The following is a 23,901-nucleotide window of genomic DNA, read 5'->3' as shown; positions in this document are numbered from 1 at the left end:
CCCTGCAACGGACCACGGAGACCGCCCATGCACCGCCCGCACGCCCGCACGACCACGCTCGCCACCGCCCTGCTCGCCGCCATCGCCGTGGCCGCCTGCAGCACGACCCATGAGTCGCCGGTGGCCGATGAAACCGGCCGGGTCGCCCAGGGCGAGCGTGCCAGCCAGGCGCAGGACGCGCAGGCCGCGCGCAGGACCCCCGCTCCCCCTGCCCCGGCGTCCCTCCACATGGTGGCCCCCGCCGGCATGCCGGCCTTCGCGCCGCCGCCGGCCAACACCGAGCACTACGCCGGCCTCGACGACAACCCGGTCCACCGCGTGTCCGACCAGCCGGTGTCGACCTTCTCGGTCGACGTCGACACCGGCAGCTACAGCAATGTGCGTCGGATGCTGCTCGACGGTGTGCGCCCGCCCGCGGATGCGGTCCGCGCCGAGGAGTTCATCAACTACTTCGACTACGGCCACCCCGCGCCTTCCGGGACCGACGTGCCGTTCGGGATCACCACCGAGCTGGCGCCGGCGCCGTGGAACGCCGAGCGCCGCCTGTTGATGATCGGCATCAAGGGCTACGACATCCGCCGGGCTGACCTGCCGCCGTCCAACCTGGTCCTGCTCATCGATACCTCGGGCTCGATGAACTCGCCCGACAAGCTGCCGCTGCTCAAGCGCGCCATGGGCATGCTGGTGCGCCAGCTGCGTCCGCAGGACACGGTCTCTATCGTGGTGTATGCCGGCTCGGCCGGACTGGTGCTGCCGCCGACACCGGGCAACCGCCAGGGCGAGATCCTCGCCGCGCTCTCGAAGCTGGAGGCGGGTGGCAGCACCAATGGCGGCGACGGGATCCGGCTCGCCTACGACATGGCCCGGCAGGGCTTCATCGAGGGCGGAACCAACCGCGTGCTGCTGGCCACCGACGGTGACTTCAATGTCGGCACCGTCGACCAGGGCGCGCTGGAGACACTGGTCGCCGACCAGCGCGCCAGCGGCATCGCCTTGACCACGCTCGGCTTCGGCCAGGGCAACTACAACGATGCGCTGGCAGAACGGCTGGCCGACCTCGGCAATGGCAACCACGCCTATATCGACAGCGCGTTGGAAGCGCGGCGGGTGCTGGTCGAGGCCATGGGCTCGACCCTGGCGACCATCGCCAGCGACGTGAAGGTGCAGGTCGAGTTCAACCCCGCGGTGGTCGCCGAGTACCGCCTGGTCGGCTACGAGAACCGGGTGCTGCGCAACGAGGACTTCGCCAACGACAAGGTCGACGCCGGCGACATCGGTGCGGGGCATTCGGTGACCGCCCTGTACGAACTCACCCTCGCCGGTTCGCCGGCGGTCCGCTTGCCCGGGTTGCGCTACGGCGATACCAGTCAGACCACCGCAAGCGACAGCCGCGAGGTCGCCCACGTCCGGCTGCGCTACAAGCAGCCTGGCACCGATACCAGCCGGCTGGTGGAAACCCCGGTGCTGCGCGACCGGCTGCGCGCGCAACCCGGCGAAAGCATGCGCTTCGCCGCAGCGGTCGCCGGCTTTGCCGACCTGCTGCGGGGCGGCGCGCGTACCGATGGCTGGGGTTGGGATGGCGTGCTGGCCACCGCGCGCAGCGCCCAGGGCGGTCCGGGCCAGGGCATGCGTGCGGAGTTCGTGGAACTGGTGGAGCTGGCACGGCCACTGGTCGAGCCGCGACCGGTCGCAAGCGGCGGCCTGGACGCCAGTGACGCGCGCCCTTCTCAGCCGGGCGTTGTCGCGGGCGACTGACCCGACATCTGCTCGGCCGGTCGGCCGAGCAGATAGCCTTGGCCATGTTCGCAGCCCAGGTCGCAGAGCACCGCGGCCTGTTGCTCGTTCTCGATGCCTTCGCCGATCGTGTGGATGCCGAGCGTCCCGGCCAGCGCCTGGATCGCCCGCACCACGGCGACACTCTCGTTCTCGGTGCGGTCCGACAGCCCGGCCACGAAACTGCGGTCGATCTTCAGGCACTCGATCGGGAAACGGTGCAGGTAGGACAGCGCCGAATAGCCGGTGCCGAAATCGTCCAGCTGGGCCAGCACGCCGTGGTCGCGCAGCGTGCGCAGGGTGCGCAGCGCGCGTGACACGTCGTCCAGCAACGCGACCTCGGTGATCTCGATGCGCAGCCGGCGCGGATCGGCGCCCGCGGTGTCGATCATCCGCAGCAGGCGGTCAGCGAAATCGACGGTGCGGAAGTGGCGGGGCGAGACGTTGATGGAGATGTAGCCTTCGCCACCCTGCGCCAGCCGGGCGATCACCTGCCCATACATCAGCCAGTCGACCTCTTCGATCAGGCCGTTGTCCTCGCCCAGGCCGATGAAGTCGCCGGGCAGCAGCAACCCGCGGGTCGGGTGGCGCCAGCGCAGCAACGCCTCGTGGCCGATCACGGCACGGTCGCGCAGCCGCACGATCGGCTGGTAGTGGGCGACGAAGTTGTCACCGTTGATCGCGCGGCGCAGGTCGGCCTCGAGGTCGAGGATGCGCATGGCCTGCTCGCGCATCTCCTCGTCGAACACGGCCCAGCGGTCGCGACCGGCGGCCTTGGCGCGGTACATCGCCGCATCGGCGTCGCGCAGCAGCTCGGCGCCACTGTCGTAACGCGGGTGCCACAACGCGATTCCGAGGCTCGCCGACGGGAACACCTCGCGTCCGGCGATCCAACAGGGCTGTCCCAGCGCCTGCAGCAGCCGCTGCGCCAGTTCCTCGGCCACGTGGGGGCCGTCGATGCCCTCGACCAGGATGGCGAACTCGTCGCCACCCAGCCGCGCCACCGTATCCGTCGCGCGTGCCGTGGCGACGATCCGGCGCCCCGCCTCGACCAGCAGGTCGTCGCCGGCGGAATGGCCCACGCTGTCGTTGATCAGCTTGAACCGGTCCAGGTCGAGGAACAGCACCGCGAAGGTCCGCGCCGGCTCGCCCAGCTCGCGGTGGCGCCAGTCGCTGCGCGCGCGGGTGATGGCCGAAGCCAGCCGGTCGAGCAGCTGGTGCCGGTTGGGCAGGTCGGTCAATGCGTCGTGGCGCGCCTGGTGGGTCAGTTGCTGCTCGGCACGCACGCGCTCGCCGATCTGCTCCAGCAACTCGGCGTTGGCCATCGCCAGTTCGCGCGTGCGCGACTCCACGCGCTGCTCCAGTTCGGCATGGGCGGCGACAAGGCGGTCCTGCCCCTGCTTGCGCGCCAGTCCGATGCTGATGTGGTGGGCGACGAAGGTCAGCAGGTCCTGGTCGCGCGTGGTGAAGATGATCGCCGCGGAGTAGCTCTGCACCGCGATCACTCCGACCACGGCCTCGTCGCGGTACAGCGGCACGCCGAGCCAGCATTGCGACAGCGAGCCGTGGCTGCGCAGCTGGCCCTCGGCCTCCAGCTGGGCGATCCGGTGGCGGTCGGCCAGCAACGCGCGGCCGCTGGCGATCACGTACTCGGTCATGCCGGCGCCAAGCCGGCGGCTGACGCGGGCGACGTCGCGCTCGTCGATGGAGTACGGGAACTCGAGCCGCTCGCCGTCGTCGGACAGCAGCGCGATGTAGAAGTTGCGCGCGTACAGCAGCTCGCCGACGACGTCGTGCACCTGCGCGTAGAAGCGCTCCAGTGTCTCCGAGGTGATCGACAGTTCGGCGATCCGGAACAGCGCGCGTTGCAGCCGCTCGGCCCGCTGGCGTTCGACGATCTCCGCCTGCAGGTCGCGGTTGCTGAGCTGCAGCGCGTAAGTGCGCTCCTCGACCCGGCGCTCGAGCTCTTCGCGCGCCTGGTGCCGGTCGAGCGCGGTCAGGATGTGCTGGGCAACGAACGCGAGCAGCGCCCGCTCCTCGTCGCCGTAGCTGTTGGGCCGGTCGTAGCTCTGCACCACGATCGCGCCACAGACGCGGTCGTCGCGACGCATCGGCACGCCCAGCCAGTCCTGGCTGTCGGGTCCGTGCGAATCGTCGCGGCCGACACCGAGGCGCAGCCGCACCTCGTCGGATGACCCGCGCACCGGCTCGCCGTGGTGCAACAGCGCGCGCGTCAGGCTGTTGGGCATCTCCGAGCCGAGGATCTCGTGGGCCGGGTCGGCCTCGAACGGGTCGATGCGGTCGGCGAAGTAAAGGAACCGGAAGCTGTCGCGCGCATCGTCGAACAGCACGATGTAGAAGTTCTCGGCGTACATCAGGCCGCCGACGACCTCATGGATGCGGCCGAGCATGTCGGCCATCTCCAGGTCCGAACCAGCCAGGTCTGCAATCTCGTACAGCGCCTGCTGCAGGCGCTCGGACTTCTCCAGCGAATCGACGCGCGCACGCGCGGCGCGCAACGCCTCCGTCAGCGCGTCGACGCCCGGGGCCTCCCCGTGCATGCCCGCATCGTCCGCCCCGGCCTCTCGCCCGCCTGTTTCCTGCACCGTCTACCGCCCCCTGGTCCACCGCAGGATAGCCGTCCGCATCGGGCCTTGCGCGCGCCGTCGGAACCACGATCCCGCGTTGCCGACGATACCGGCCCGGAAACCCCGTTGCGCAGCGTCGAACGTTGAACCGACCATGCAAGCCGTCCTCGGCGCGACGACCGCGCCCTGCCCAGCACCATGCCGCAGCCGCTTTGCCACGGCAACGACAGGCCGTACCCTTCATGCGATGAACGGGGCGGCCGATCCGGGCGACGACATGCTGATGCTGGCCTGGGCCGGTGGCGACGTCGCGTCGTTCGAGCTGCTCTACGCCCGGCACCGTGGGCCGCTGTACCGGTTCCTCATGCGCCAGGTGCATGACCCGGCGCTGGCCGACGAGCTGTTCCAGGACATCTGGCAGCGGGTGATCGGCGCGCGCGCGGACTGGACGCCCGAGGCGCTGTTCAGGACCTGGCTGTTCCGGATCGCGCACAACCGGCTGGCCGACCACTGGCGCGCCGCCCGGCACCGCCCGCCGGCACCGGACGACGGCGATGAGCGGGCGGCCCGCCAGCCCGACCCGTCGACACCCGAGCGGGCGCTGTCGGAGTTCGAACAGCGCCGCCGGCTGCAGCGGGCGATCGAGCAGCTGCCCGACGAGCAGCGCACCGTGGTCCTGCTGCGGCTGGAACAGGAACTGAGCCTGGACGAGATCGGCGCGGTGACCGGCGCGGGGCGTGAGACGGTGAAGTCGCGGCTGCGCTACGCGATGGACAAGCTGCGCGCGGAGCTCAATCCATGACCATCCTTCCCAATGATCCGCTGAGCGCCGAGGAGCGCGCGCTGGCCGACCAGCTGGCCCGCAGCGCCCCCGGGCGCCTGCCACCCCCGGCGGTCGATGCGGCGATCCTGCACGCGGCGCACGCGGCCAGCCGACCACGGGCGACGTCGCGTCGACCCCGCTGGCCCGCGGTGGCCGGCATCGCCGCCACGCTGGTGCTCGCCATCGGGATCGCGTGGCAGTTACGACCGCTGTCCGAAGCTCCCGATGTGCAGGAAGAGCACGCCGGTGGGGAGGCGGCGACCCAGGCGCCGGCTCCGACGGTGGCAATGATCGAGCCGGACGAGCCGGCCGCGAGCCGCCGCGAGCCGGGGCCGGCGCAACCCGTGTCCGAACCGCCGCCCGGGTTCGCGCCGCCGCCGGCCGAGCCGCCTCGCGCCGACAACTCACGGCGTGTCTTCGTGCTGCCTACCGGTCAACCGCCTGCGATCGAGCCGCCAGCCCGCGAGTCGCCCGCCGTGGCCCTGCCCGCCCCCGTCGCCCCGTTGTCCGTGCCGGTGCCTTCGCCCGCGCCACCGGCACCACCACCCGCGCCGCCCGCCCCGCCGGTCCCCACTGGCGCATCCGCCCCGTCGACCGCGGCTGCCGCACACGACGCGGCTCGACAGGAGGCCGCGCAGCGCAAGGCGGTTGAACAGGCTTCGAGGATGGAGCGGCGAGCCAGCGCTGCACCCCCGCCCGCACCCCGGGTCGGGGCGGAAGACGCCGCGGCCCGCACCAGCGTGACGGTGGTCGACCTGCCGCCAGCCGACGACGCGGACCTGGCCGCGGACGTCTGGATCGAGCGCATCCGCCAGCGCCGCGATGCCGGCGACCTGGAAGGTGCGCGGGCGAGCCTCCGGCTGCTGCGCGAATCACACCCGGAGTTTTCCCTGCCAGAGGACCTCCACGCGCTTGACGACGGCACGGCCCCGACGGCGCGATGAGCCTGGACACCCTGCCGCACGCGGTCCGACACGAAATCGAGGTCAAGCACAGCCGCTTCCTCGCCATCGCCGGTCCCGCCACGACGCCCGAGGCCGCGCTGGCCTTCATCGCGACGGTCGGGACGGCCGACGCCACGCACAACTGCTGGGCCTACCGGATCGGCGGGTTGTACCGCTCCAGCGACGATGGCGAACCGGCGGGTACCGCGGGCCGGCCGATCCTCGCCGCCATCGATGGCCAGGGCTTCGACCAGGTCGCGGTGGTGGTGACGCGCTGGTACGGCGGCATCAAGCTCGGCGCCGGCGGCCTGGTACGTGCCTACGGCGGCTGTGCCGCCGAATGCCTGCGCACCGCGCCGCGGGAACCATTGGTCGAAACCCGCGAATTGCGCCTGAGCTACCCGTTCGAACACACCGGTGTCGTCCACGCCGCGCTGGCCGCGCACGAGGCCGAAAAGCTCGACGAGACCTTCGATTCCAGCGGCGCGACCCTGACGCTGCGCTTGCCAAGCGGCCGCGTCGATGCGCTGCGCGTCCACCTGCGCGATGCCACCCGTGACCAGGTAAGCGTCGACGACGCCCCGTAATGGCGGACAATGGCGGGATGAATGACGCTTCCACCGCGCCAACCGTGAATGCCGGAGCAGGCGCCAAAGCCGAAAAGGCCCCGATCGGCAGCCTGCGCACCCTCTGGCCGTTCGTCAGCCGGCACCGCGGGCTGTTCATCGCTTGGCTGTTGGCGCTGGCCTGCTCCTCGACGGCGACCCTGAGCCTGCCCCACGCGTTCCGCATCATGATCGACCAGGGGTTCGCCCAGGGCGCCGGCGGCGCGATCGACCGCGCGTTCGCCTTGCTGTTCGTGGTCGCGGTGGCGCTGGCACTGGCGACGGCGGCGCGCTTCTTCTTCGTCTCGCTGCTGGGCGAGCGGGTGGTCGCCGACCTGCGCCGGCAGTTGTACGCGCACCTGATCTCGCTCGATGCCGACTTCTTCGACCGCAACCGCAGCGGCGAGCTGGTGTCGCGACTCACCGCCGATGCCGAGCTGCTGCGCGGCGTCATCGCCACCAGCATGTCGGTGGCCCTGCGCAGCACGGTGACTTTCCTCGGTGGGCTGGTGATGCTGTTCGTGACCGCACCGGCGCTGGCCGCTTACGCCCTGCTCGGCATCCCGCTGGCGGTACTGCCGATCGTCATCGGCGGGCGCCGGCTGCAGAAGATCTCGCGCGCCAGCCAGGATCGCGTTGCCGATGCCAATGCGCTTGCCAACGAGACCCTCGGGGCGGTGCGCACGGTGCAGGCACACGCCCGCGAGCCCTACGAGTTGGGGCGCTTCGTCGAAGCCCTGAAGATCGCCGTGGCGACCGCCCGCCGGCGCATCCAGGCACAGGCGTGGGTCACCGCGATCGCGATCGTGCTGGTATTCGGCGCAATCACGCTCGTGCTGTGGTCTGGCGCCCACGACGTGGCCGAGGGCCGGATGAGCGCGGGCACGCTCGCCCAGTTCGTGCTGTACGCGCTGATCGCCGGCGGTTCGGTCGGCGCGCTGGCGGAGGTCTGGAACGAGCTGCAGCGAGCCGCCGGCGGCATGGGCCGCATCACCGAGCTGCTGGTCGAGCAACCGGGCATCACTGCGCCCGCCGCGCCGCAGGCACTGTCGCTGCCGGTCCGCGGCGAGCTGTCGTTCGAGCGCGTGACCTTCCACTACCCGATGCGCCCCGACCTGCCCGCGCTGGAGGACTTCGACCTGCGCGTGCGCCGGGGGGAGACGGTCGCGCTGGTGGGCCCGTCCGGGGCCGGAAAGAGCACCGTCTTCTCGCTGCTGCTGCGCTTCCACGACCCTGACAGCGGCACACTGCGGGTGGACGGGCACGACATCCGCGGGCTCGACCCGGCGGCGCTGCGCGAGTCCATCGCGCTGGTGCCGCAGCAGGCCGCGATCTTCGCCACCAGCGCACGCGACAACATCCGTTACGGACGCCTGGAAGCCACCGATGCCGAGGTCGACGCCGCCGTGCGCGCGGCCCATGCGACCGACTTCATCGATGCGCTGCCGCAGGGCCTGGACACCGAACTGGGCGAGCGCGGTGCACGCCTGTCGGGCGGCCAGCAACAGCGCATTGCGATCGCGCGCGCATTGCTCAAGGACGCCCCGATCCTGCTGCTGGACGAGGCCACCAGCGCGCTCGACGCGCAGAGCGAGCGCGCCGTGCAGCAGGCGCTGGAGACACTCATGCATGGTCGAACCACGCTGGTCATCGCGCACCGGTTGGCGACCGTGCTGAAGGCCGACCGCATCGTGGTGATGGACCGCGGTCGCATCGTCGCCGAGGGCACGCACGAGCAACTGCTGGCCGAGGGCGGGCTGTACGCGGAGTTGGCGAAGCTGCAGTTCCTCGACTAGCCGACGCTGTCCGCCGGCAGGATCCCGGCACCGGCGCGCGCGATGATCGCGTCGAAGCCGGCATCAACCGGCAAGGTCCCCATCGCAAGTCCGTGGTCTCGTCCTAGCCGGCTGCGGCCGAATGCATCGGCCACCGGGCTCCGGCATTGCAGCAGCAGGCCGGCCTGGAGCGCCAGGGCGAGGTCCTCGACAAACCGCCGCGCGCCGGCCGGATCAATCCGCCCACCCTGCAACGGCTCACGCAGGCGCTGCATCGCATCGCGGTACGCCGCGTCGCCATCGCCGGCGCGCTGCAGTTCGGTCCAGACCGCGGCGCCGGTGGCGGGTTCCTTGTCGAGCGCGCGCAGCACGTCGAGGCACTGGATGTTGCCGCTGCCTTCCCAGATCGAGTTGAGCGGCGCCTGCCGGTACAGCCGCGGCATCAGCGACTCCTCCACGTAGCCGTTGCCACCCAGGCACTCCTGCGCCTCGTTGACGAAGGCCGGCGCGCGCCGGCACAGCCAGTACTTGCCCACGGCGGTGGCGATCCGCGCAAACGCGGCTTCGGCCGGCTCAACCGGCGCGGCATCGACAGCGCGCGCGACCCGCATCGCCAGCACCAGCGCGGCCTCTGCCTCGATTGCCAGGTCCGCCAGCACGTTGCGCATCAGCGGCTGTTCGACCAGCCGCCGGCCGAAAGCGCGCCGGTGGGCGCAGTGGTGCAGCGCCTGCGCCAGCGCCATGCGCATCTGCGCGGCGGCGCCCAGCATGCAATCCAGCCGGGTCAGCATCACCATCTCGATGATGGTCGCCACGCCTCGGCCTTCCCCGCCGACGCGGTGGGCCCATGCACCGCACAATTCGACCTCCGACGAGGCGTTGGACCAGTCGCCCAGCTTGTCCTTGAGCCGGATGATCCGAAATGCGTTGCGACTGCCGTCCTGCATGCACCGCGGCATCAGGAAGCAGGTCAGACCGCCCGGTGCCTGCGCGAGCACCAGGAACCCGTCGCTCATCGGCGCCGACATGAACCACTTGTGCCCGACCAGCCGATAGCCGTCGCCCGCGTCCGGCATGGCCGTGGTGGTGTTGGCCCGCACGTCGCTGCCACCCTGCTTCTCGGTCATGCCCATGCCGAGGGTGATGCCCGCCTTTCCGGCGATCGGCACCTCGCGCGGGTCGTAATCTGGCTCGGCCGCCTTGCTGGCCCATTCGGCCAGCGCCGGCTCGCGCGCGAGCACCGGCACCGCCGCGTGGGTCATCGTCAGCGGACAGCTGGTACCGGGTTCGACCTGGTGGTGCAGGTAGCTCAGCGCGGCGCGGGCGACGTGCGCACCGGGACGCGGGTCGCGCCAGGACAGCCCGGCGACGCCGTGCTCGACCGCGGCCTGCATCAACGCGTGGTAGGCCGGGTGGAACTCGACCCGGTCGACGCGATGGCCGTAGCGGTCGTGGCTGACCAGCCGGGGACGGTCGCGGTGGGCATCGAAGGAGAGCTGGTACAGCGCGCTGCCCGCGAGCGCGCCATAGCGGGCAAGCGTGTCGGCGAAGTCGCCGCCCCCCTCGCGTTGGACCGCCTCGCGCAACCCCGTGTCCACCGACCACAGGTCCAGCGGCGCGAACGGCGGCGGCTGGTTGTCGACGTGGTGGGTCTCGAACGGTGGCAGCGTCACCATGGCCCGCTCCGGTTGCAAGGGGTGGCCCGAATCTATCGCAGCCGCGCGTGTCGCACGCAAAAGAAAACCCCGCCGAAGCGGGGTTTTCCGGGGCACATCGCGTCGGCTTACTCGGCCGGCGTGATGTCGGACGCCTGCGCGCCCTTCGGTCCCTGGGTCAGCTCGTAGCTGACGCGCTGGCCTTCCTGCAGACTGCGGAAGCCCTTGGCGTTGATAGCCGAGAAATGCGCGAACACGTCCGCGCTGCCGTCCTCGGGCGAGATGAATCCGAAGCCCTTGGCGTCGTTGAACCACTTCACAGTGCCGTACTGCATATCCTTGATGACCTCATGCTGGGTGCGGTGCGCTCCGGCGCGGGGGACCTCCGGGCGCGTGGCCGAGTATGCAAACTGAACGACGGCTTGACAATCTCAAGCGCGGGATCATTCCGCAGTTTGGCGAGCCAGCAGCAACGCGATCAGCCCGGGCAGGCCCGAGGACGCGGCAGCGACGTTGTCGAGCACGTCCTGCAGGGTGATGACCTCGTCGGGGTCCGGGCCGGCACCAGCGGCCCAGTTGGCAACGATGGCCAGGCAGGCGTAGTCGAGTCCCATCTCGCGGGCGAGGCCGGCTTCAGGCATGCCGGTCATGCCGACCAGGTCGCAGCCGTCACGGCGCATCCGCGCGATCTCCGCTCGGGTCTCCAGACGCGGTCCCTGGGTGGCGCCGTAGCAGCCGCCATCGACCAGCGCGACGCCAGCCGCCGCCGCCGCGGCAATGACGTCATTCCGGAGCGAGCGCGTGTAGGGCTCGCCGAAATCGACGTGGACGACCTCGGTGCCGGGCTCCTCGCAGATGGTGGAGATGCGACCCCAGGTGTAGTCGATCAGCTGGTCCGGGCAGCCAAGCACTCGGGGGCCAAAGTCGGCGGTGATGCCACCCACGGTATTGAGCGCGAGGACGCGCTTGGCGCCCAGCGCGTGCAGCGCCGCCAGGTTGGCCCGGTAGTTGATCTGGTGTGGCGGCAGCGAGTGGCCCTCGCCATGGCGCGCCAGGAAGGCAACCCGGTGGCCGTCGAGCAGGCCTACCCGGACCGGGCCGGACGGCGCGCCGTAGCGCGTGACCGGCTGGTGGGATTCGACATCCCGAAGGTCGGCCAGCTGGTACAGGCCGGTGCCGCCAATGACGGCCAGTTCGATGGCGCCGGTGTCGTTGGTCATTGCGGGTGCCGCTCCGTCATTTCAGCGCGTAGATCGCCGGCAGGTTGCGACCCTGCTCGTGGTAGTCCATGCCGTAGCCGAACACGTAGCGGTCCGGCACCTCGACGCCGGCGTAGTCGGCGCACATGCCGGGGACGCAGCGGTCGTGCAGCTTCACCGCCAGGGCCGCGATGCGCACGTCGGTGGCGCCCTGCTCCCGGCACCAGGCAACGATGCCGGCCATCGTGTGGCCTTCGTCGAGGATGTCGTCCACCAGCAGCACCCGCCGGCCCTGCAGCGGCGTGGCCGGCCGGTGCTTCCAGACCAGCTCGCCACCGGAGGTTTCGCCGCGGTAGCGGGTCGCGTGCAGGTAGTCGAACTCCAGGTCCAGCCCGCGCTCGCCCAGCGCAAACCCCAGTTGCGCCGCGAACGGCATGCCGCCGTGCATGACCGTCAGGTAGACGGGCACCTCGCCGGCGTAGTCGCCGCTGATCCTCTCGGCCATGCGGCCGATCGCGGCCTCCAGTGTCGCGCGGTCGTGGATCACTTCCGAATTGGCCAGGGCGGCCTGCAGGTCGGCCATCAGGCGAGACCCTCCAGCCGGCCACGGGTGTCGCCGTAGCGGGCGTCGGCCAGCAGCCCGTCCCAGCCCATCGGCCCGCGCCCGATCAGGCCGGCCAGCGCCATCGTGTTGAGCGGACGGTCCTGCACGGCCTTGAGCGATTCCTCGACCAGCTCCGGGTGGCAGACGAGCACCACGTCGCAGCCGGCGTCCAGGTGCAGGTCGACGCGCTGCTTGATGCCGCCGGCGGAGAACGCCGCGGCCATGCCGATGTCGTCGCTGAAGACCACGCCGCGGAAGCCCATTTCGGCGCGCAGGATGTCCTCGATCCAGCGCTTCGAGTAGCCGGCCGGTTCGGGGGCGACTTCGGGATACACCACGTGCGCCATCATCACCGCGTCGGCGTTCGCCTCGATGCCGGCGACGAACGGGACCAGGTCGAGCGCGCGGATCTCATCCAGCGGGCGCGGGTCGACCGCGTCGTCGAAATGAGTGTCCTCGAGCACCGAGCCGTGGCCCGGGAAGTGCTTGAGCGTCGCGGCCATGCCGGCCGCGTGCATGCCGCGGACGTAGGCGCGGGTGAACTCGGCCACCACCTGCGGGTCCTCCGAGAACGCGCGGTCGCCGATCGCACGGTTGCCGCGGCCCAGGTCGACTACCGGCGCGAAGCTCAGGTCGACGCCGCTGGCGCGGATCTCGCTGGCCATCAGCCAGGCGTGCTGTTCGCCGAGCTCGAGCGCCTTCGCGGGGTCCTGTGCGTAATGCCGCCCGAAACCCTCCAGTGGCGGGAGCGCGCTGTACCCCTCGCGGAAGCGCTGGACACGGCCGCCCTCCTGGTCGACGCAGACCAGTTGCGGTCGCGGCGCGGCTTCCCGTATCGCCTGCGACAACTCGGCGACCTGTGCCTTCGAGGCGAAATTTCGGGTGAACAGGATCACGCCGGCGCAGGCGTCGTGCTGCAGCCAGTCGCGCTCCTGCGCGGTGAGTTCGGTGCCGGCGACGCCGATCACGAGCATGGGGGACTCCCGGGTGTGGACGCGCGAAAACGGACGGGCATTGTCGCGCAGATGGTGCTCGGGTGTTGTGGTCGGCGGGTACCGGCTAGCGGTGCTGCTCGGCCGCCGTCCACCGGGCGTAGGGCCGGGTCGCCAGCGCGAGGTTGTAGTAGCGCGGCTCGTCCGTGACCTCCCGGCCCAACCAGGCCGGTCGCGAGAACGGCTCGTCGGCCCGGCAGAGTTCGATCTCGGCGACCACCAGCCCCGCGTTGTCGCCGAGGAACTCGTCCACCTCCCACAGGTGGCCGTCGTGGTGCACGTAGTGCCGTCGCTTGTCCACCAGTCCACCCACGGACAGGGCCAGCAGCGCGCGGGCGTCGTCGACCGGGATCGCGTAGTCGAACTCCTGCCGGGTGTGGCCGAGCTCGCGTGACTTGAGGTTGAGGAAGGCGGCATCCCCGGCGATCCGTACCCGCACCGAGGCCTTCATCGCCCCCGCACTGCCGTCCGGCAGGTTCAACGCGGCCAGATCGTTGAGGTAGCCCTGCGCCATCGGCACCACCTTGTGCGCGGCGGCGCGCCACGCGTCACCGACGACCAGGAACTTGCGTTCGATCTCGATGGCCATGTCAGCGCGGCTCGAACATCGCGATCGATTCCACGTGCGCGGTGTGCGGGAACATGTCCATCACGCCGGCGGCCTTGAGCTTCCAGCCCTTCTCGTTGACCAGGTAGCCGGCGTCGCGCGCCAGCGATGCCGGGTGGCAGCTCACGTAGACGATGCGCGTGAACTGCTTGAGCGGCAGCTGCGTCAACACGAAATCGGCGCCCGAACGCGGCGGATCGAGCAGCAGGCGGTCGAACCCCTCGCGCATCCACGGCTGGTCGCTGAGGTCCTTGCCGAGGTCGGCCGCATGGAACTGCACGTTGCCGATGCCGTTGTGGGCGGAGTTCGCGCGGGCGCGCGCCACCAGCCCCGCTTCGCCCTCCACGCCCACCACCTCGCGCACCGAGCGCGCCAGCGGCAGCGTGAAGTTGCCCAGGCCGCAGAACAGGTCGAGCACGCGGTCGTCCGGGGCGGCATCGAGCAGGTCGAGCGCGAGTCGGATCATCCGCCCGTTGAGGCCGGCGTTGACCTGGATGAAGTCCAGCGGCTTGAACAGGAACTCGATGCCCCAGTCCGGCAGGGTGAAGGCCAGGCGCGGCGCCTCCGGCCACAGCGGATGGACACTGTCGACCCCGCCGGGCTGCAGGAAGATCGCAAACCCGTGCTCCTGCCCGAACGCGACCAGCGCGGAGCGGTCGTCGTCCGACAGCGGCGCCAGGTGCCGGATGGTCAGGGCCACACCGCTGAACTGCGCGTCGGGGTCGCCGGCGATGAACTCGATCTGCGGGATCTCGCGCCGCGCCTGCAAGCCGTCGACCAGCCGGCCAAGCGCCTCGACCTTGGTGCCGATCTGCGGGATGACGGTGTGGCAGACCGCGATGTCGGCGACGAACCGCGGGTCGGACTCGCGGAACCCGACCAGGGTCTTGTCCTTCTTCTCGACCCGGCGGACCGAGAACCGGCCCTTGCGCCGGTAGCCCCAGGCCGCGTCGACCAGCGGCGGCAGCACCGTGCCGGGTTTGACGTGGCCGATGCGCTCGAGGTTCTCCAGCAGCACGCGCTGCTTGGCCAGGATCTGCTGGCCTTCGTCGTAATGCTGGAGGGCGCAGCCACCGCAGGTACCGAAGTGCCCGCAACGCGGGTCGACGCGCTCGGGCGCGGCGTGCAGCACCTCGACCGTGCGGGCCTCGTCGTAGCTGCGGTGGCGTGCGGTCTGCACCGCCATCACCCGCTCGCCGGGCAACGCGCCGGCGACGAAGACGGCCTTGCCGGCCTCCCCCGGGACCGTCGAGGGACGGCGGGCCACGCCCCGCCCGTCGTGGGTCAGGTCGGTGACTTCGGCTTCAAACGGGGTCTTGTCGATGCGGGCCACGGGCACTGCTGGGTTGCGGGGGGCGCGTATTGTCGCAGAGCCCGCTGCCGCGGGTCGCCGGAACGGGTCCGGCGACCATGTCGCGTGCTACTTCTGCTTCCAGCTGCCGCCGCTCTGGTACCACCAGCCGCTGCGGGCACTGGCCACCCACTGCCGAGCGAAGACCTCGCGGATCTGGCCTTCCCACTCCGGATGGCCGTTGGCGACGGCGACTTCGCGGTAGACCGCCTTGCGGTCGCGGTTGTCGTCGGCCACGGCCTGCTGGATCTTCACCCGGTCCTTGAGCGGCAACTTGGACGCGTCGCGCACGACGATCGTGCCGTCGCCGGCAAAGCCGAGCGCGCCGGCGTCGAAGCCCGCGCGCAGGGTCGAATCGAACCGGGCGGCCATCCGCGACTGGATCGCCTGGATCGCCGGGGTGCGGATGCTGATGTCGGGCGACTGCGCGTGCGCGCTGCCGATGCCCATCAGCGCGTATACGTCGACGCGGGAGGCCAACTGCCGCAGTGACACCGGCTCGAGGAAGGCACTCGGCCCGCCGTTGTCATCCTCGACCGGCGTGGACGGTTGCGGCTCCTCGCCGATGACCTTCTCGACGAACTGCCGCGCGGCTTCCTTCGCCTCCGCCGCCGGGAAATAGACGTTGATCGTGACGCAGGCCGTGACCATCACGGCGGCGACCGGAATACCCATCCAACGGCGCATGCGATTCTCCTGTTGCGATTCTGAAGGTGCCGTCACTCGACCACCGGCTTGACGTCGCCGGTGCCGACCGCCGCAAGCCGCTCGACCAGCGTCGGCCAGTCGACCCGGCGGTTGTAGCCGACCACGGTCAGCCGTGGCAGGCCCGAGCCCTGGACGATAATAAAGCCCTCGCCCACTGAACCCAGTCCGTCCATCGTGCACACCTCGTCGACCAGGGTGCAGCCGATGCCGATGCGCGAGTACCCGAAATCGTCGAAGAACCCGATCAGCTGCGCCTGCAGGCTGCCGACGAACGAGCTGTTGCCGACGCTGGTCAGGTCCTGCACGGCGCGCTGGCTGATGCGCTGGCGTACGCCGGGATGGCGATCGGTGCGCAGCCGGGCGTTGAACGCCACCGGTCGCCAGTCCACCAGGCGCAGGTCGGCGATCCGCCCGTCGAGCTTGCCGCTGATGCTGCCGAAATCGAACGCGCCGGTAAGCGCCATCAGGTCGATGTCCTCGAAACCGACGTCCGCCGACAGCGTGGGCAGTACGCCGAATGGCCGCTCCATCGACAGCTGGCCGACCGAGACCTCCCCTCCGAACAGCTGCATCGACAGGCCACCATCGAACTCGACCCGCTCGTCCGCATAGCGCGCCTCGGGAATGGTGCCGCTGAGTTCGCCGGTGAAGGCTGGCCAACCGAGCGCGGCGGACAGTTCGGCCACATCCAGGCCGTCGAGCGCGAGGCCGAACCGCAGGTCGGTCGCCTGCGTCCCTGACGGCGGACGCAGGTCCATATGGCTGATGCGCAGCGTGCCACCCAGCAAGTGGACCTCGACCGGTGAAGCCAGCGCCAGCCTGCCCTGCGCGCTGCGGAACGGCAGGTGCGCCGCCCCGAACGCCAGGCCGTGCATCGCGCCACCGTCCCATCGCAGGACGCTGTCGACCGGCGAGGTGGCGGAGAACCGGACATCACCATCCACGCCGCGGAAGGCGAACCGTCCGCGCGCGTCCTCGAAGCTGGACTGGTGCAGTGCCAGGTGCGCCTGCTGCAGCGCGCCGCCGGCCAGTTGCACGTGCGCATCGGCCGCGCCCTGCAGTGCAAGGTCGGCAAGCCCGGCGACACCCAGCCAGCCGCTGAGGTAGCCGTCGGCGAGCGCGGCGAGTGCCGGGCTGTGCAGACGCACGTCAAGCGCGCGCAGTGTCGCGTCCACGCCGAGCGCCGCGCTTCCTTCCGCCTTCAGGATCCCGGGGTCATGCCACGCGATGGCCGGCAACTGCCAGCCCTGTTGGCCTTGGACCGCCTCGATCCTCACGTCCACCGACCGCTCCTGCAGCGACACGTAGGTGGTGCCCAGCAGCAATTCGCCGCCCAGCAGCTGGCCGTCCACGGTGAACCGGTCCCGCTCGTCCAGGGCAGCGTCGATCGCGAGCCGCGCACCGAGGTTCTCGCCGGCGATGCGCCCGTCGGGCGTGTCGAAGCCGGCCGCACGGATCGCCACCGGGCCGGAGATGCGCAGGGGCTCGCCTGTCGGCGCGGACACCGCCAGCGCCGCGTCCGCGCGGCCACCGGTGATGCGTCCGCTGCTCCATGCCTGGGCCAGCAGTGCCTTTGTCCACGCCAGTGGGATGTCGACGAGGTTGATCCGGGTGAGGTCGGGCGTTGCCGCGTCCCGGTGCAGCTCGACCCGGCTACGATCGCGCGACAACGCTGCTTCGACCCCACCCGCCTCGAAGGCCACCGCCAGCCGCATCGGCGCCCCGCCACCGTGCACGAGGCCGTCGCAGCGCCAGTCGTTCCCGTCGCGCTGCAACGGGCATTGCCAGTCAAGTTGGTGGAAGTCGTAACCCAGTGACGGCGACTGCACGCGTTCGGCGCGCAAACGCAGCTGACCGTGATCCGCACCCTTCGCCCACGCAAGGTCGACCCGCACGCCGTGCATGGTGGCCACCGCGGAGTCGACCCGTTCGATGTGCGCCGTCGCCGAGCGCGCTGCCGCCGCGGCGGGCCACGACAGCCCCACCAGGCAGGCGCATGCGATCAGCAGCGGTAGTATCGGCCGGAACATCGCGGCAGCATACCGAGGGCCGCAACCACCGCCGATGAAGCGCCGGCCGCCGCCGGACACATTGTCCAAACCGCCGTTGCCACACGAGGGACCGTCGTGAACGACGCCGCCATGCCCCGCGTCCTGCTGGTCGAGGACGACCCGACCTCCCGCGCCTTCCTGGCCGCCGCGATCAAGGCACTCCCCGCCCGTGTCGACGAGGTCGACAACGTGGCCGCGGCGGTCGCCCGCGCCACCGCGACCCGTCACGACCTCTGGCTGGTCGACGCCCACCTTCCCGACGGCACCGGGCATGCGGTGTTGCGCGCACTTCGTGGTCTCCACCCGGATACGGTTGCACTTGCGCACACCGCGTCATCCCAACCCGACGTGGCGGCGTCGTTGCGCGCCGCGGGGTTTGCGGACGTACTGGTCAAGCCGTTGTCAGCGACGACGCTGCAATCCGCCGTCCGCGCTCGCCTTGAGGTGCGACCCGGAGACGTGCCCAAACGCCCGCTCTGGGACGACGCCACTGCGGCCACCGCATTGAACGGCAACACCGCCCACGTGCAGGCGCTGCGCACTCTTTTCGCGGATGACCTGAAGCAGTTGCGCGAGCGGGTACGGAACGCTGCCGCGCGCGAGGACCACCCCGGGATCGAAAGCGAACTGCACAAGTTGCTGGCCAGCTGCGGGTTCGTCGGCGCAGTGCGGCTCGGCGACGCGGCCGCCGCGCTGCGGCGGGCGCCGGGCGACGCCGAACAGCTTGCAGCGTTCGAGCGAATCGCCGACGAGACCGCCGCGGCGTTCGCGTGGAGAACCCCGGCGTCCCGGTGACCTACTAGTCCGGTGTATCAAATGGCTTGGCCCGCCCCCCGGCCGGCAACCCACCCAGCATCTCCCACGATTTCAGGCCACGCGGGCCGAGATGGTGGGCGAGCACGCCCCGCATCACCCGCCGGAGGCCGGGCAGGTCGTCATTGGCCGGGATCCGGTCGGCCGCCAGGTCCAGCAGTCCGCGGCCGGTGGCCGCGCCACTGCGATCGGCCTGGCCGCGATCGCTGAGCAACCGGCGCGGGCCGTGTTCGGGATCGACCCGGTAACGCGCCGCAGGGTCGAGCGGCTCGCCATCACCGTCGCGGGTCCAGTCGAAGCCGAAACCCAGGGCGTCGAGCAGGTCGCGCTCGAACCGGCGCAGCGTCCAGCCCAGCGGTTCGCCGGAACGCAGGCGCTCCCGGGTCATCGCATAGGCGCCGAACAGCTGCGGCTGTGCTTCACCGCGCGGGGTGAGGCGCAGCGTGAGCTCGCTCAGGTAGAACCCGCTCAGCATCGCGTCGCCGACCAGCCTCGGCGCCGCATCGGTGGCTTCGGCCGACCGCAACTGTGCCAGCTCACCGGTCTGCACCGCATCCAGTCGGATTGATTGCAACGGTTGCAACGCTGCCCGCAGCGGGTGCCGCTTCGGGCCTTTCACCCCGCGTGCGATGAGCCCGAGACGCCCGTGGTTGAGGCTGAGGACCTCCACCAGCAGGCTGGTCTCACGCCAAGGCCGCGCATGCAGTACGAAGGCGGGCTCGGCGGTGATGCGCATCGCCTGCGGCCGGGGTCAGTCGTGGTAGCCGAACGCCCGCAGCGCGGCCTCGTCGTCCGACCAGCCTTCGCGTACGCGCACCCAGGTTTCAAGGAACACCTTGGCGCCAAACAACTGTTCCATCTGCTGGCGCGCCCGCGCGCCGATCTCACGCAAGCGCTCGCCGCCCTTGCCGATGACGATCGCCTTCTGGCCGTCACGCTCGACCCAGATCACCGCGCCGATGCGCAGCAGCGCGCCGTCCACCACGAAGCGCTCGATCTCGACCGTGGTGGCGTACGGCAGCTCTTCGCCGAGCTGCCGCATCAGTTGCTCGCGCACCAGCTCACCGGCCAGGAACCGCTGGCTCTTGTCGGTGATCTCGTCCTCCGCGTAGAGCGGTGGCTGCTCGGGCAACATCGCGAGCACGTCCTTGACCAGCGGCTCGAGCCCCTTGCGCTTGAGCGCGGAGATCGGATGCACGGCAGCGAACTCGCGGCCTTCACTGATCTGCGCGAGGTACGGCAGCAGCGCGGTCTTGTCCTTGAGCCGGTCGACCTGGTTGACCACCAGCACCACCGGCACCTTGGCCTGGTGCAGGGCCTGGTAGGCAAAGGCGTCGGCCTCGTCCCACTGGCCGGCGCGCACGACCAGCAAGGCCACGTCGACGCCCTCCAGCGCGCCACGGGCGGCACGGTTCATCCAGCGATGCATGGCGGTCGCGGTCGACTTGCCCTGGTCGCGATGCAGCCCGGGGGTGTCGACCAGCAGGATCTGGCCCTGCTCGAAGGTCGCGATGCCCAGCAGGCGATGGCGGGTGGTCTGCGGCCGTGGCGAGACGATGCTGACCTTGGCGCCGACCAGCGCGTTGGTCAGGGTGGACTTGCCGACGTTGGGCCGGCCGATGACGGCGACGTGGCCGCTGCGGTGGGGGGTATCCATCGGGGGATTGTAATGCCCGGTCAGGCCGCTTCGAGTGCGGACAGCGCAGCTTCGGCGGCGGCCTGTTCGGCGCCCCGGCGGGAACCACCCTCGCCTTCGGTCACCAGTGCCGGCTGGACCAGGGTGCAGCTGACCCGGAAGGTCTTGGCGTGGTCCTCGCCCGACTCGGCCACCAGCTGGTACACCGGCAGCGGCTTCTGGCGACCCTGCAGCCATTCCTGCAGGCGGGTCTTGGCGTCCTTGCCGACCTTGTGCGGCGGCGGCAGGGCGTCCATCGCCGCCTCGAACCACGGCATCACAACGGTCCGGCAGGCCTCGAAACCCGCGTCGAGGTAGACCGCGGCCACCACCGCTTCGAGCGCGTCGGCCAGGATCGAGTCACGCCGATGGCCACCGGACTTCATTTCCCCGGGACCGAGCGTCAGCAACGCCCCGAGGTCAAGCTGGCGGGCGATCGGCGCCAGTGCCGACTCGCGCACCAGCTCGGCGCGCGCGCGGGTCAGGGCTCCTTCGTCGGCCCGGGGCCAGCGCGCGTACAGCGCCTCGGCGACGAACAGGTTGACCAGTGCGTCACCGAGGAATTCCAGCCGCTCGTTGTGCGGTGCCCCCGCGCTCCGGTGTGTCAGCGCCTGCGCCAGCAGCTCGGGCCTGACGAAGGGGTGGGAGATCCGCAGCGTCACCGGTCACCTAGCGCCGCGGCGCAACTCCTGCTCGGTGTTGAACTTGCCGACCACGTCCAGGTTGGCGATCAGCGGCTTGCGCACTTCGTAGTCCACCGTCATCAGGTAGCCGGCGTCCTTGCGGGCGATCTTCACGTTCGCGGGCTTCACGTTCTCGGCGTAGCTGATGTACAGGCGGCGGAAGAACAGGTCCTGGATCTGGGCCGGGGACTTCTGGGTGATTTCCGGCTCCTCCGACAGCCCCGCAAGCGCCTGCTTGACCGCGTAGTACTCCGAATACATCGGGATGACCTTCATCCCGGTGTAGATGAACACGCCGGCCACCGCCAGCACGATGATGAACCCGATAAGGGTCATGCCACCTTGGGTACGCTTCATCCGGTCTTCCCCTGAGTTCGATTCCCGCTGCGGATGATGCCGCAAACGGGGTGTTACTGGATGCTCTCGCCGATCCGGGAGAAATCGACCCCACCGTCGAGATGCATCCAGATCAGGAACGCCTTGCCGCGCAGGTTCTGCTCCGGCAGGAAGCCCCAGTATCGGCTGTCCTCGCTGTTGTCGCGGTTGTCACCCATCACGAAATAGTGACCGGCCGGGACGACCCACTCGCCCTGCCCCGGGTCGAGGAACGGCAGCGAGCTGCGCTCGAGCACGCGGTGCGGGCGGCCGGGCAGCTGCTCGACCAGTTCTTCGGCACCGGTCATCTCGATGCCGCTGTCGATCCCCTGGTAGGTCCCGAGCGACTCGTACCCCACCGGCACGCCGTTGACGTGAACCTGGTTGTCAAAATAGGCGACCCGGTCGCCGGGCAGGCCGATCACGCGCTTGATCCAGTCCTGGTCGGGATGGTGCGGCGGACGGAAGACGACGACGTCGCCGCGCGCGGGCGCGCCGATGTCGACGAACTTGTCGTTGGTGATCGGCATGCGCAGGCCGTAGGCGAACTTGTTGACCAGGATGAAGTCGCCGGTCAGCAGGGTCGGCATCATCGAATTGGACGGAATGCGGAACGGTTCGGCGATGAAGCTGCGCAGGACCAGCACTACCAGCAGGACGGGGAAGAACGCCTTGGAATAGTCGACGTACCACGGTTCGCCGTCATCATCGAGCAGCCCCTGGCTGGCGGTGCGGCGCTTGGCCAGCACCAGCCTGTCGAGCAGCCAGACCACCCCGGTGACGAGGGTGAGCACCACCAGGGCGATTTCAAACCAGCGCATGCGGCTTCCTTTACTTGTTGTCGACCTGCAGGACCGCGAGGAAGGCTTCCTGCGGGATCTCGACGCTTCCGACCTGCTTCATCCGCTTCTTGCCGGCCTTCTGCTTTTCGAGCAGCTTCTTCTTGCGCGAAATGTCGCCACCGTAGCACTTGGCCAACACGTTCTTGCGCATCGCCTTGACCGTGGAGCGGGCGATGATCTGCGAGCCGATCGCGGCCTGGATGGCGACGTCGAACATCTGCCGCGGGATCAGCTCGCGCATCTTCTCGGCGATCTCGCGGCCACGCCGGTCGGCGTGCGCGCGGTGGGTGATCATGCTGAGCGCATCCACCTTGTCGCCGTTGATCAAGGTGTCCACCCGCACGAACGGCCCTTCCTGGAAGCGCAGGAACTGGTAGTCGAGCGAGGCGTAGCCGCGGCTGACCGACTTGAGCCGGTCGAAGAAGTCCATTACCACCTCGGCCATCGGCAGCTCGTAGCTGATCTGCACCTGCTGGCCCATGTACGTGATGCCGATCTGGTTGCCGCGCTTCTCCTCGCAGAGGGTGATCACGTTGCCCACGTAATCGGGCGGCGTGAGGATGTTGGCGCGGATGATCGGCTCGCGGATCTCCTCGATCAGGTTGCTCTGCGGCAGCTTGGCGGGGTTGTCCAGCGCCACCACGCTGCCGTCGGTCTTCAGGACCTCGTACACCACGGTCGGCGCGGTGCTGATCAGGTTGAGGTCGTACTCACGCTCCAGCCGCTCCTGCACGATCTCCATGTGGAGCATGCCCAGGAAGCCGCAGCGGAAACCGAAGCCCATCGCCTCCGAGCTTTCCGGCTCGAACCGCAACGCGGCATCGTTGAGGCGCAGCTTCTCCAGCGCTTCGCGCAGGTCGGGGTAGTCCTCGGCATCGACCGGGAAGAGGCCGGCGAACACGCGCGGCTGCATCTCCTGGAAGCCGGGCAGCGGCTTGGCCGCCGGGTCGCCGGCAAGGGTCAGCGTGTCGCCGACCGGCGCGCCGTGGACATCCTTGATGCTGGCGTTGATCCAGCCCACCTCGCCCGCGCCGAGCTTGGCCAGCTCCTTGCGCTTGGGGGTGAACACACCGACGTTGTCGACCTGGTGGGTGCGGCCGGTGGACATCACCAGGATCTTGTCGCCGGGCTTGATCTCGCCCTGCATGACGCGCACCAGGCTGACCACGCCCAGGTAGTTGTCGAACCAGGAGTCGATGATCAGCGCCTGCAGCTTGTCGGTGTCACGCGGCTGCGGCGGCGGGATGCGGGTGACGATGGCCTCCAGCACCTCTTCGATGTTCAGGCCGGTCTTGGCGCTGACGGCCACCGCGTCGCTCGCGTCGATGCCGATCACGGCTTCGATCTCGGCCTTGGCCCGCTCGATGTCGGCGGTTGGCAGGTCGATCTTGTTGAGCACCGGTACCACTTCCAGCCCCTGCTCCACCGCGGTGTAGCAGTTGGCGACCGACTGCGCCTCCACGCCCTGGGCGGCGTCGACCACCAGCAGCGCGCCTTCGCAGGCGGCCAGCGAACGGCTCACCTCGTAACTGAAGTCGACGTGGCCGGGGGTATCGATGAAGTTGAGGAAGTACGTCTTCCCGTCGCGCGCGGTGTAGGGCACCGAGACGGACTGCGACTTGATGGTGATGCCGCGCTCGCGCTCGATCGGGTTGGAGTCGAGCACCTGGGCTTCCATCTCGCGCGTCGTCAGGCCACCGCACAAATGGATGATGCGGTCAGCCAGGGTCGACTTGCCGTGGTCGACGTGGGCGATGATGGAGAAATTGCGGATCTGCTGCATGCGGGCTACGGCGGGCTCGGGCCGGGAAAGTTAACGCGCGATTATCGCATACCGG

22 protein-coding genes are annotated in these 23,901 nt (G+C 70.1%); 6 read left to right on the top strand and 16 right to left on the bottom strand.

What is annotated here, in order from left to right:
* The first annotated feature begins 27 nt into the window (after positions 1–27).
* The gene (locus tag KOD61_RS05035) at positions 28–1,755 is read left to right on the top strand and encodes a vWA domain-containing protein (protein ID WP_215219947.1); all 1,728 of its coding nucleotides are present in this window, start codon (positions 28–30) and stop codon (positions 1,753–1,755) included.
* Here the strand turns inward: KOD61_RS05035 and KOD61_RS05030 are convergent.
* Entirely contained in the window at positions 1,728–4,334 is a 2,607-nt protein-coding gene (locus KOD61_RS05030; RefSeq protein WP_215219946.1) for a bifunctional diguanylate cyclase/phosphodiesterase, read from the bottom strand. The two genes, KOD61_RS05035 and KOD61_RS05030, sit on opposite strands and share 28 nt — an antisense overlap.
* A 274-nt stretch (positions 4,335–4,608) precedes the next feature.
* Between KOD61_RS05030 and KOD61_RS05025 the strand changes: the two genes are divergently transcribed.
* The 4 genes from KOD61_RS05025 to KOD61_RS05010 are packed head-to-tail and all read left to right on the top strand — an operon-like array spanning position 4,609 to position 8,529.
* Entirely contained in the window at positions 4,609–5,163 is a 555-nt protein-coding gene (locus KOD61_RS05025) for an RNA polymerase sigma factor (protein WP_215219945.1), read from the top strand.
* On the top strand, positions 5,160–6,128 hold the full coding sequence (locus KOD61_RS05020; protein WP_215219944.1) for a hypothetical protein: 969 nt from the start codon (positions 5,160–5,162) through the stop codon (positions 6,126–6,128). Before KOD61_RS05025 ends, KOD61_RS05020 begins: the two co-directional genes overlap by 4 nt.
* A complete protein-coding gene (locus KOD61_RS05015) occupies positions 6,125–6,715 on the top strand; it encodes an IMPACT family protein (RefSeq protein ID WP_215219943.1) in 591 nt (196 codons plus the stop codon). Before KOD61_RS05020 ends, KOD61_RS05015 begins: the two co-directional genes overlap by 4 nt.
* A gap of 44 nt (positions 6,716–6,759) precedes the next feature.
* Positions 6,760–8,529: an ABC transporter transmembrane domain-containing protein gene (locus tag KOD61_RS05010; RefSeq protein ID WP_407074583.1), complete on the top strand. Its 1,770-nt coding sequence runs from the start codon at positions 6,760–6,762 to the stop codon at positions 8,527–8,529.
* On the opposite strand, the gene KOD61_RS05005 is transcribed toward KOD61_RS05010, so the two are convergent.
* The 9 genes from KOD61_RS05005 to KOD61_RS04965 form a co-directional block, all read right to left on the bottom strand.
* Positions 8,526–10,184, bottom strand: a complete 1,659-nt coding sequence (locus tag KOD61_RS05005) for an acyl-CoA dehydrogenase family protein (RefSeq protein WP_215219941.1) — start codon at positions 10,182–10,184, stop codon at positions 8,526–8,528. The two genes, KOD61_RS05010 and KOD61_RS05005, sit on opposite strands and share 4 nt — an antisense overlap.
* Before the next feature lie 107 nt (positions 10,185–10,291).
* A complete protein-coding gene (locus KOD61_RS05000) occupies positions 10,292–10,498 on the bottom strand; it encodes a cold-shock protein (RefSeq protein WP_043957320.1) in 207 nt (68 codons plus the stop codon).
* 108 nt (positions 10,499–10,606) lie between these two features.
* Entirely contained in the window at positions 10,607–11,383 is a 777-nt protein-coding gene (locus KOD61_RS04995) for an S-methyl-5'-thioinosine phosphorylase (protein ID WP_215219940.1), read from the bottom strand.
* A 16-nt stretch (positions 11,384–11,399) separates the two neighbouring features.
* Positions 11,400–11,945: a hypoxanthine-guanine phosphoribosyltransferase gene (locus KOD61_RS04990; RefSeq protein WP_215219939.1), complete on the bottom strand. Its 546-nt coding sequence runs from the start codon at positions 11,943–11,945 to the stop codon at positions 11,400–11,402.
* Complete coding sequence (gene nagZ, locus KOD61_RS04985; protein ID WP_215219938.1) at positions 11,945–12,940, bottom strand: beta-N-acetylhexosaminidase; 996 nt, start codon at positions 12,938–12,940, stop codon at positions 11,945–11,947. Before nagZ ends, KOD61_RS04990 begins: the two co-directional genes overlap by 1 nt.
* Before the next feature lie 85 nt (positions 12,941–13,025).
* A complete protein-coding gene (locus tag KOD61_RS04980) occupies positions 13,026–13,547 on the bottom strand; it encodes a CYTH domain-containing protein (protein ID WP_215219937.1) in 522 nt (173 codons plus the stop codon).
* A 1-nt stretch (position 13,548) separates the two neighbouring features.
* Positions 13,549–14,904 carry a 23S rRNA (uracil(1939)-C(5))-methyltransferase RlmD gene (gene rlmD / locus KOD61_RS04975; protein WP_407074569.1) on the bottom strand — a complete coding sequence of 452 codons (1,356 nt, stop codon included), beginning with the start codon at positions 14,902–14,904 and terminating at the stop codon, positions 13,549–13,551.
* Positions 14,905–14,985: 81 nt separating this feature from the next.
* Positions 14,986–15,603, bottom strand: a complete 618-nt coding sequence (locus tag KOD61_RS04970) for a DUF1318 domain-containing protein (RefSeq protein ID WP_215219935.1) — start codon at positions 15,601–15,603, stop codon at positions 14,986–14,988.
* Positions 15,604–15,635: 32 nt separating this feature from the next.
* Entirely contained in the window at positions 15,636–17,654 is a 2,019-nt protein-coding gene (locus tag KOD61_RS04965) for a YdbH domain-containing protein (protein WP_215219934.1), read from the bottom strand.
* Between the two features lie 111 nt (positions 17,655–17,765).
* Here KOD61_RS04965 and KOD61_RS04960 point away from each other — a divergent pair, with 111 nt between their 5' ends.
* On the top strand, positions 17,766–18,470 hold the full coding sequence (locus tag KOD61_RS04960) for a response regulator (RefSeq protein ID WP_215219933.1): 705 nt from the start codon (positions 17,766–17,768) through the stop codon (positions 18,468–18,470).
* A gap of 4 nt (positions 18,471–18,474) precedes the next feature.
* Here the strand turns inward: KOD61_RS04960 and recO are convergent, their stop codons facing one another.
* The 6 genes from recO to lepA are packed head-to-tail and all read right to left on the bottom strand — an operon-like array spanning position 18,475 to position 23,846.
* Positions 18,475–19,224 (bottom strand): DNA repair protein RecO, encoded by a 750-nt coding sequence (recO, locus tag KOD61_RS04955; protein WP_215219932.1) that lies wholly within the window; start codon positions 19,222–19,224, stop codon positions 18,475–18,477.
* Positions 19,225–19,239: 15 nt separating this feature from the next.
* Entirely contained in the window at positions 19,240–20,145 is a 906-nt protein-coding gene (era, locus tag KOD61_RS04950) for a GTPase Era (RefSeq protein ID WP_215219931.1), read from the bottom strand.
* A 20-nt stretch (positions 20,146–20,165) separates the two neighbouring features.
* Complete coding sequence (gene rnc / locus KOD61_RS04945; RefSeq protein WP_215219930.1) at positions 20,166–20,825, bottom strand: ribonuclease III; 660 nt, start codon at positions 20,823–20,825, stop codon at positions 20,166–20,168.
* Positions 20,826–20,828: 3 nt separating this feature from the next.
* Positions 20,829–21,203 carry a DUF4845 domain-containing protein gene (locus KOD61_RS04940; RefSeq protein WP_215219929.1) on the bottom strand — a complete coding sequence of 125 codons (375 nt, stop codon included), beginning with the start codon at positions 21,201–21,203 and terminating at the stop codon, positions 20,829–20,831.
* 53 nt (positions 21,204–21,256) lie between these two features.
* Positions 21,257–22,042 carry a signal peptidase I gene (gene lepB / locus KOD61_RS04935; protein WP_215219928.1) on the bottom strand — a complete coding sequence of 262 codons (786 nt, stop codon included), beginning with the start codon at positions 22,040–22,042 and terminating at the stop codon, positions 21,257–21,259.
* A gap of 10 nt (positions 22,043–22,052) precedes the next feature.
* Positions 22,053–23,846 (bottom strand): translation elongation factor 4, encoded by a 1,794-nt coding sequence (gene lepA / locus KOD61_RS04930; protein ID WP_215219927.1) that lies wholly within the window; start codon positions 23,844–23,846, stop codon positions 22,053–22,055.
* Between the last annotated feature and the right edge of the window lie 55 nt (positions 23,847–23,901).

It is taken from the genome of Lysobacter luteus (genome assembly GCF_907164845.1).
GTDB classification, from domain to species: domain Bacteria; phylum Pseudomonadota; class Gammaproteobacteria; order Xanthomonadales; family Xanthomonadaceae; genus Novilysobacter; species Novilysobacter luteus.
The sequence above is the reverse complement of the archived record's forward strand: the minus strand, read 5'-3'. Positions and strand labels throughout refer to the sequence as shown.

Bases quoted from the DNA above. Each gene is read 5' to 3' on its own strand.
- KOD61_RS05035 (WP_215219947.1), top strand. From the start codon at position 28: ATGCACCGCCCGCACGCCCGCACGACCACGCTCGCCACCGCCCTGCTC.
- KOD61_RS05030 (WP_215219946.1), bottom strand. From the start codon at position 4,334: ATGCACGGGGAGGCCCCGGGCGTCGACGCGCTGACGGAGGCGTTGCGC.
- KOD61_RS05025 (WP_215219945.1), top strand. From the start codon at position 4,609: ATGAACGGGGCGGCCGATCCGGGCGACGACATGCTGATGCTGGCCTGG.
- KOD61_RS05020 (WP_215219944.1), top strand. From the start codon at position 5,160: ATGACCATCCTTCCCAATGATCCGCTGAGCGCCGAGGAGCGCGCGCTG.
- KOD61_RS05015 (WP_215219943.1), top strand. From the start codon at position 6,125: ATGAGCCTGGACACCCTGCCGCACGCGGTCCGACACGAAATCGAGGTC.
- KOD61_RS05005 (WP_215219941.1), bottom strand. From the start codon at position 10,184: ATGGTGACGCTGCCACCGTTCGAGACCCACCACGTCGACAACCAGCCG.
- KOD61_RS05000 (WP_043957320.1), bottom strand. From the start codon at position 10,498: ATGCAGTACGGCACTGTGAAGTGGTTCAACGACGCCAAGGGCTTCGGA.
- KOD61_RS04995 (WP_215219940.1), bottom strand. From the start codon at position 11,383: ATGACCAACGACACCGGCGCCATCGAACTGGCCGTCATTGGCGGCACC.
- KOD61_RS04990 (WP_215219939.1), bottom strand. From the start codon at position 11,945: ATGGCCGACCTGCAGGCCGCCCTGGCCAATTCGGAAGTGATCCACGAC.
- nagZ (WP_215219938.1), bottom strand. From the start codon at position 12,940: ATGCTCGTGATCGGCGTCGCCGGCACCGAACTCACCGCGCAGGAGCGC.
- KOD61_RS04980 (WP_215219937.1), bottom strand. From the start codon at position 13,547: ATGGCCATCGAGATCGAACGCAAGTTCCTGGTCGTCGGTGACGCGTGG.
- KOD61_RS04970 (WP_215219935.1), bottom strand. From the start codon at position 15,603: ATGCGCCGTTGGATGGGTATTCCGGTCGCCGCCGTGATGGTCACGGCC.
- KOD61_RS04965 (WP_215219934.1), bottom strand. From the start codon at position 17,654: ATGTTCCGGCCGATACTACCGCTGCTGATCGCATGCGCCTGCCTGGTG.
- KOD61_RS04960 (WP_215219933.1), top strand. From the start codon at position 17,766: ATGCCCCGCGTCCTGCTGGTCGAGGACGACCCGACCTCCCGCGCCTTC.
- recO (WP_215219932.1), bottom strand. From the start codon at position 19,224: ATGCGCATCACCGCCGAGCCCGCCTTCGTACTGCATGCGCGGCCTTGG.
- era (WP_215219931.1), bottom strand. From the start codon at position 20,145: ATGGATACCCCCCACCGCAGCGGCCACGTCGCCGTCATCGGCCGGCCC.
- KOD61_RS04940 (WP_215219929.1), bottom strand. From the start codon at position 21,203: ATGAAGCGTACCCAAGGTGGCATGACCCTTATCGGGTTCATCATCGTG.
- lepB (WP_215219928.1), bottom strand. From the start codon at position 22,042: ATGCGCTGGTTTGAAATCGCCCTGGTGGTGCTCACCCTCGTCACCGGG.
- lepA (WP_215219927.1), bottom strand. From the start codon at position 23,846: ATGCAGCAGATCCGCAATTTCTCCATCATCGCCCACGTCGACCACGGC.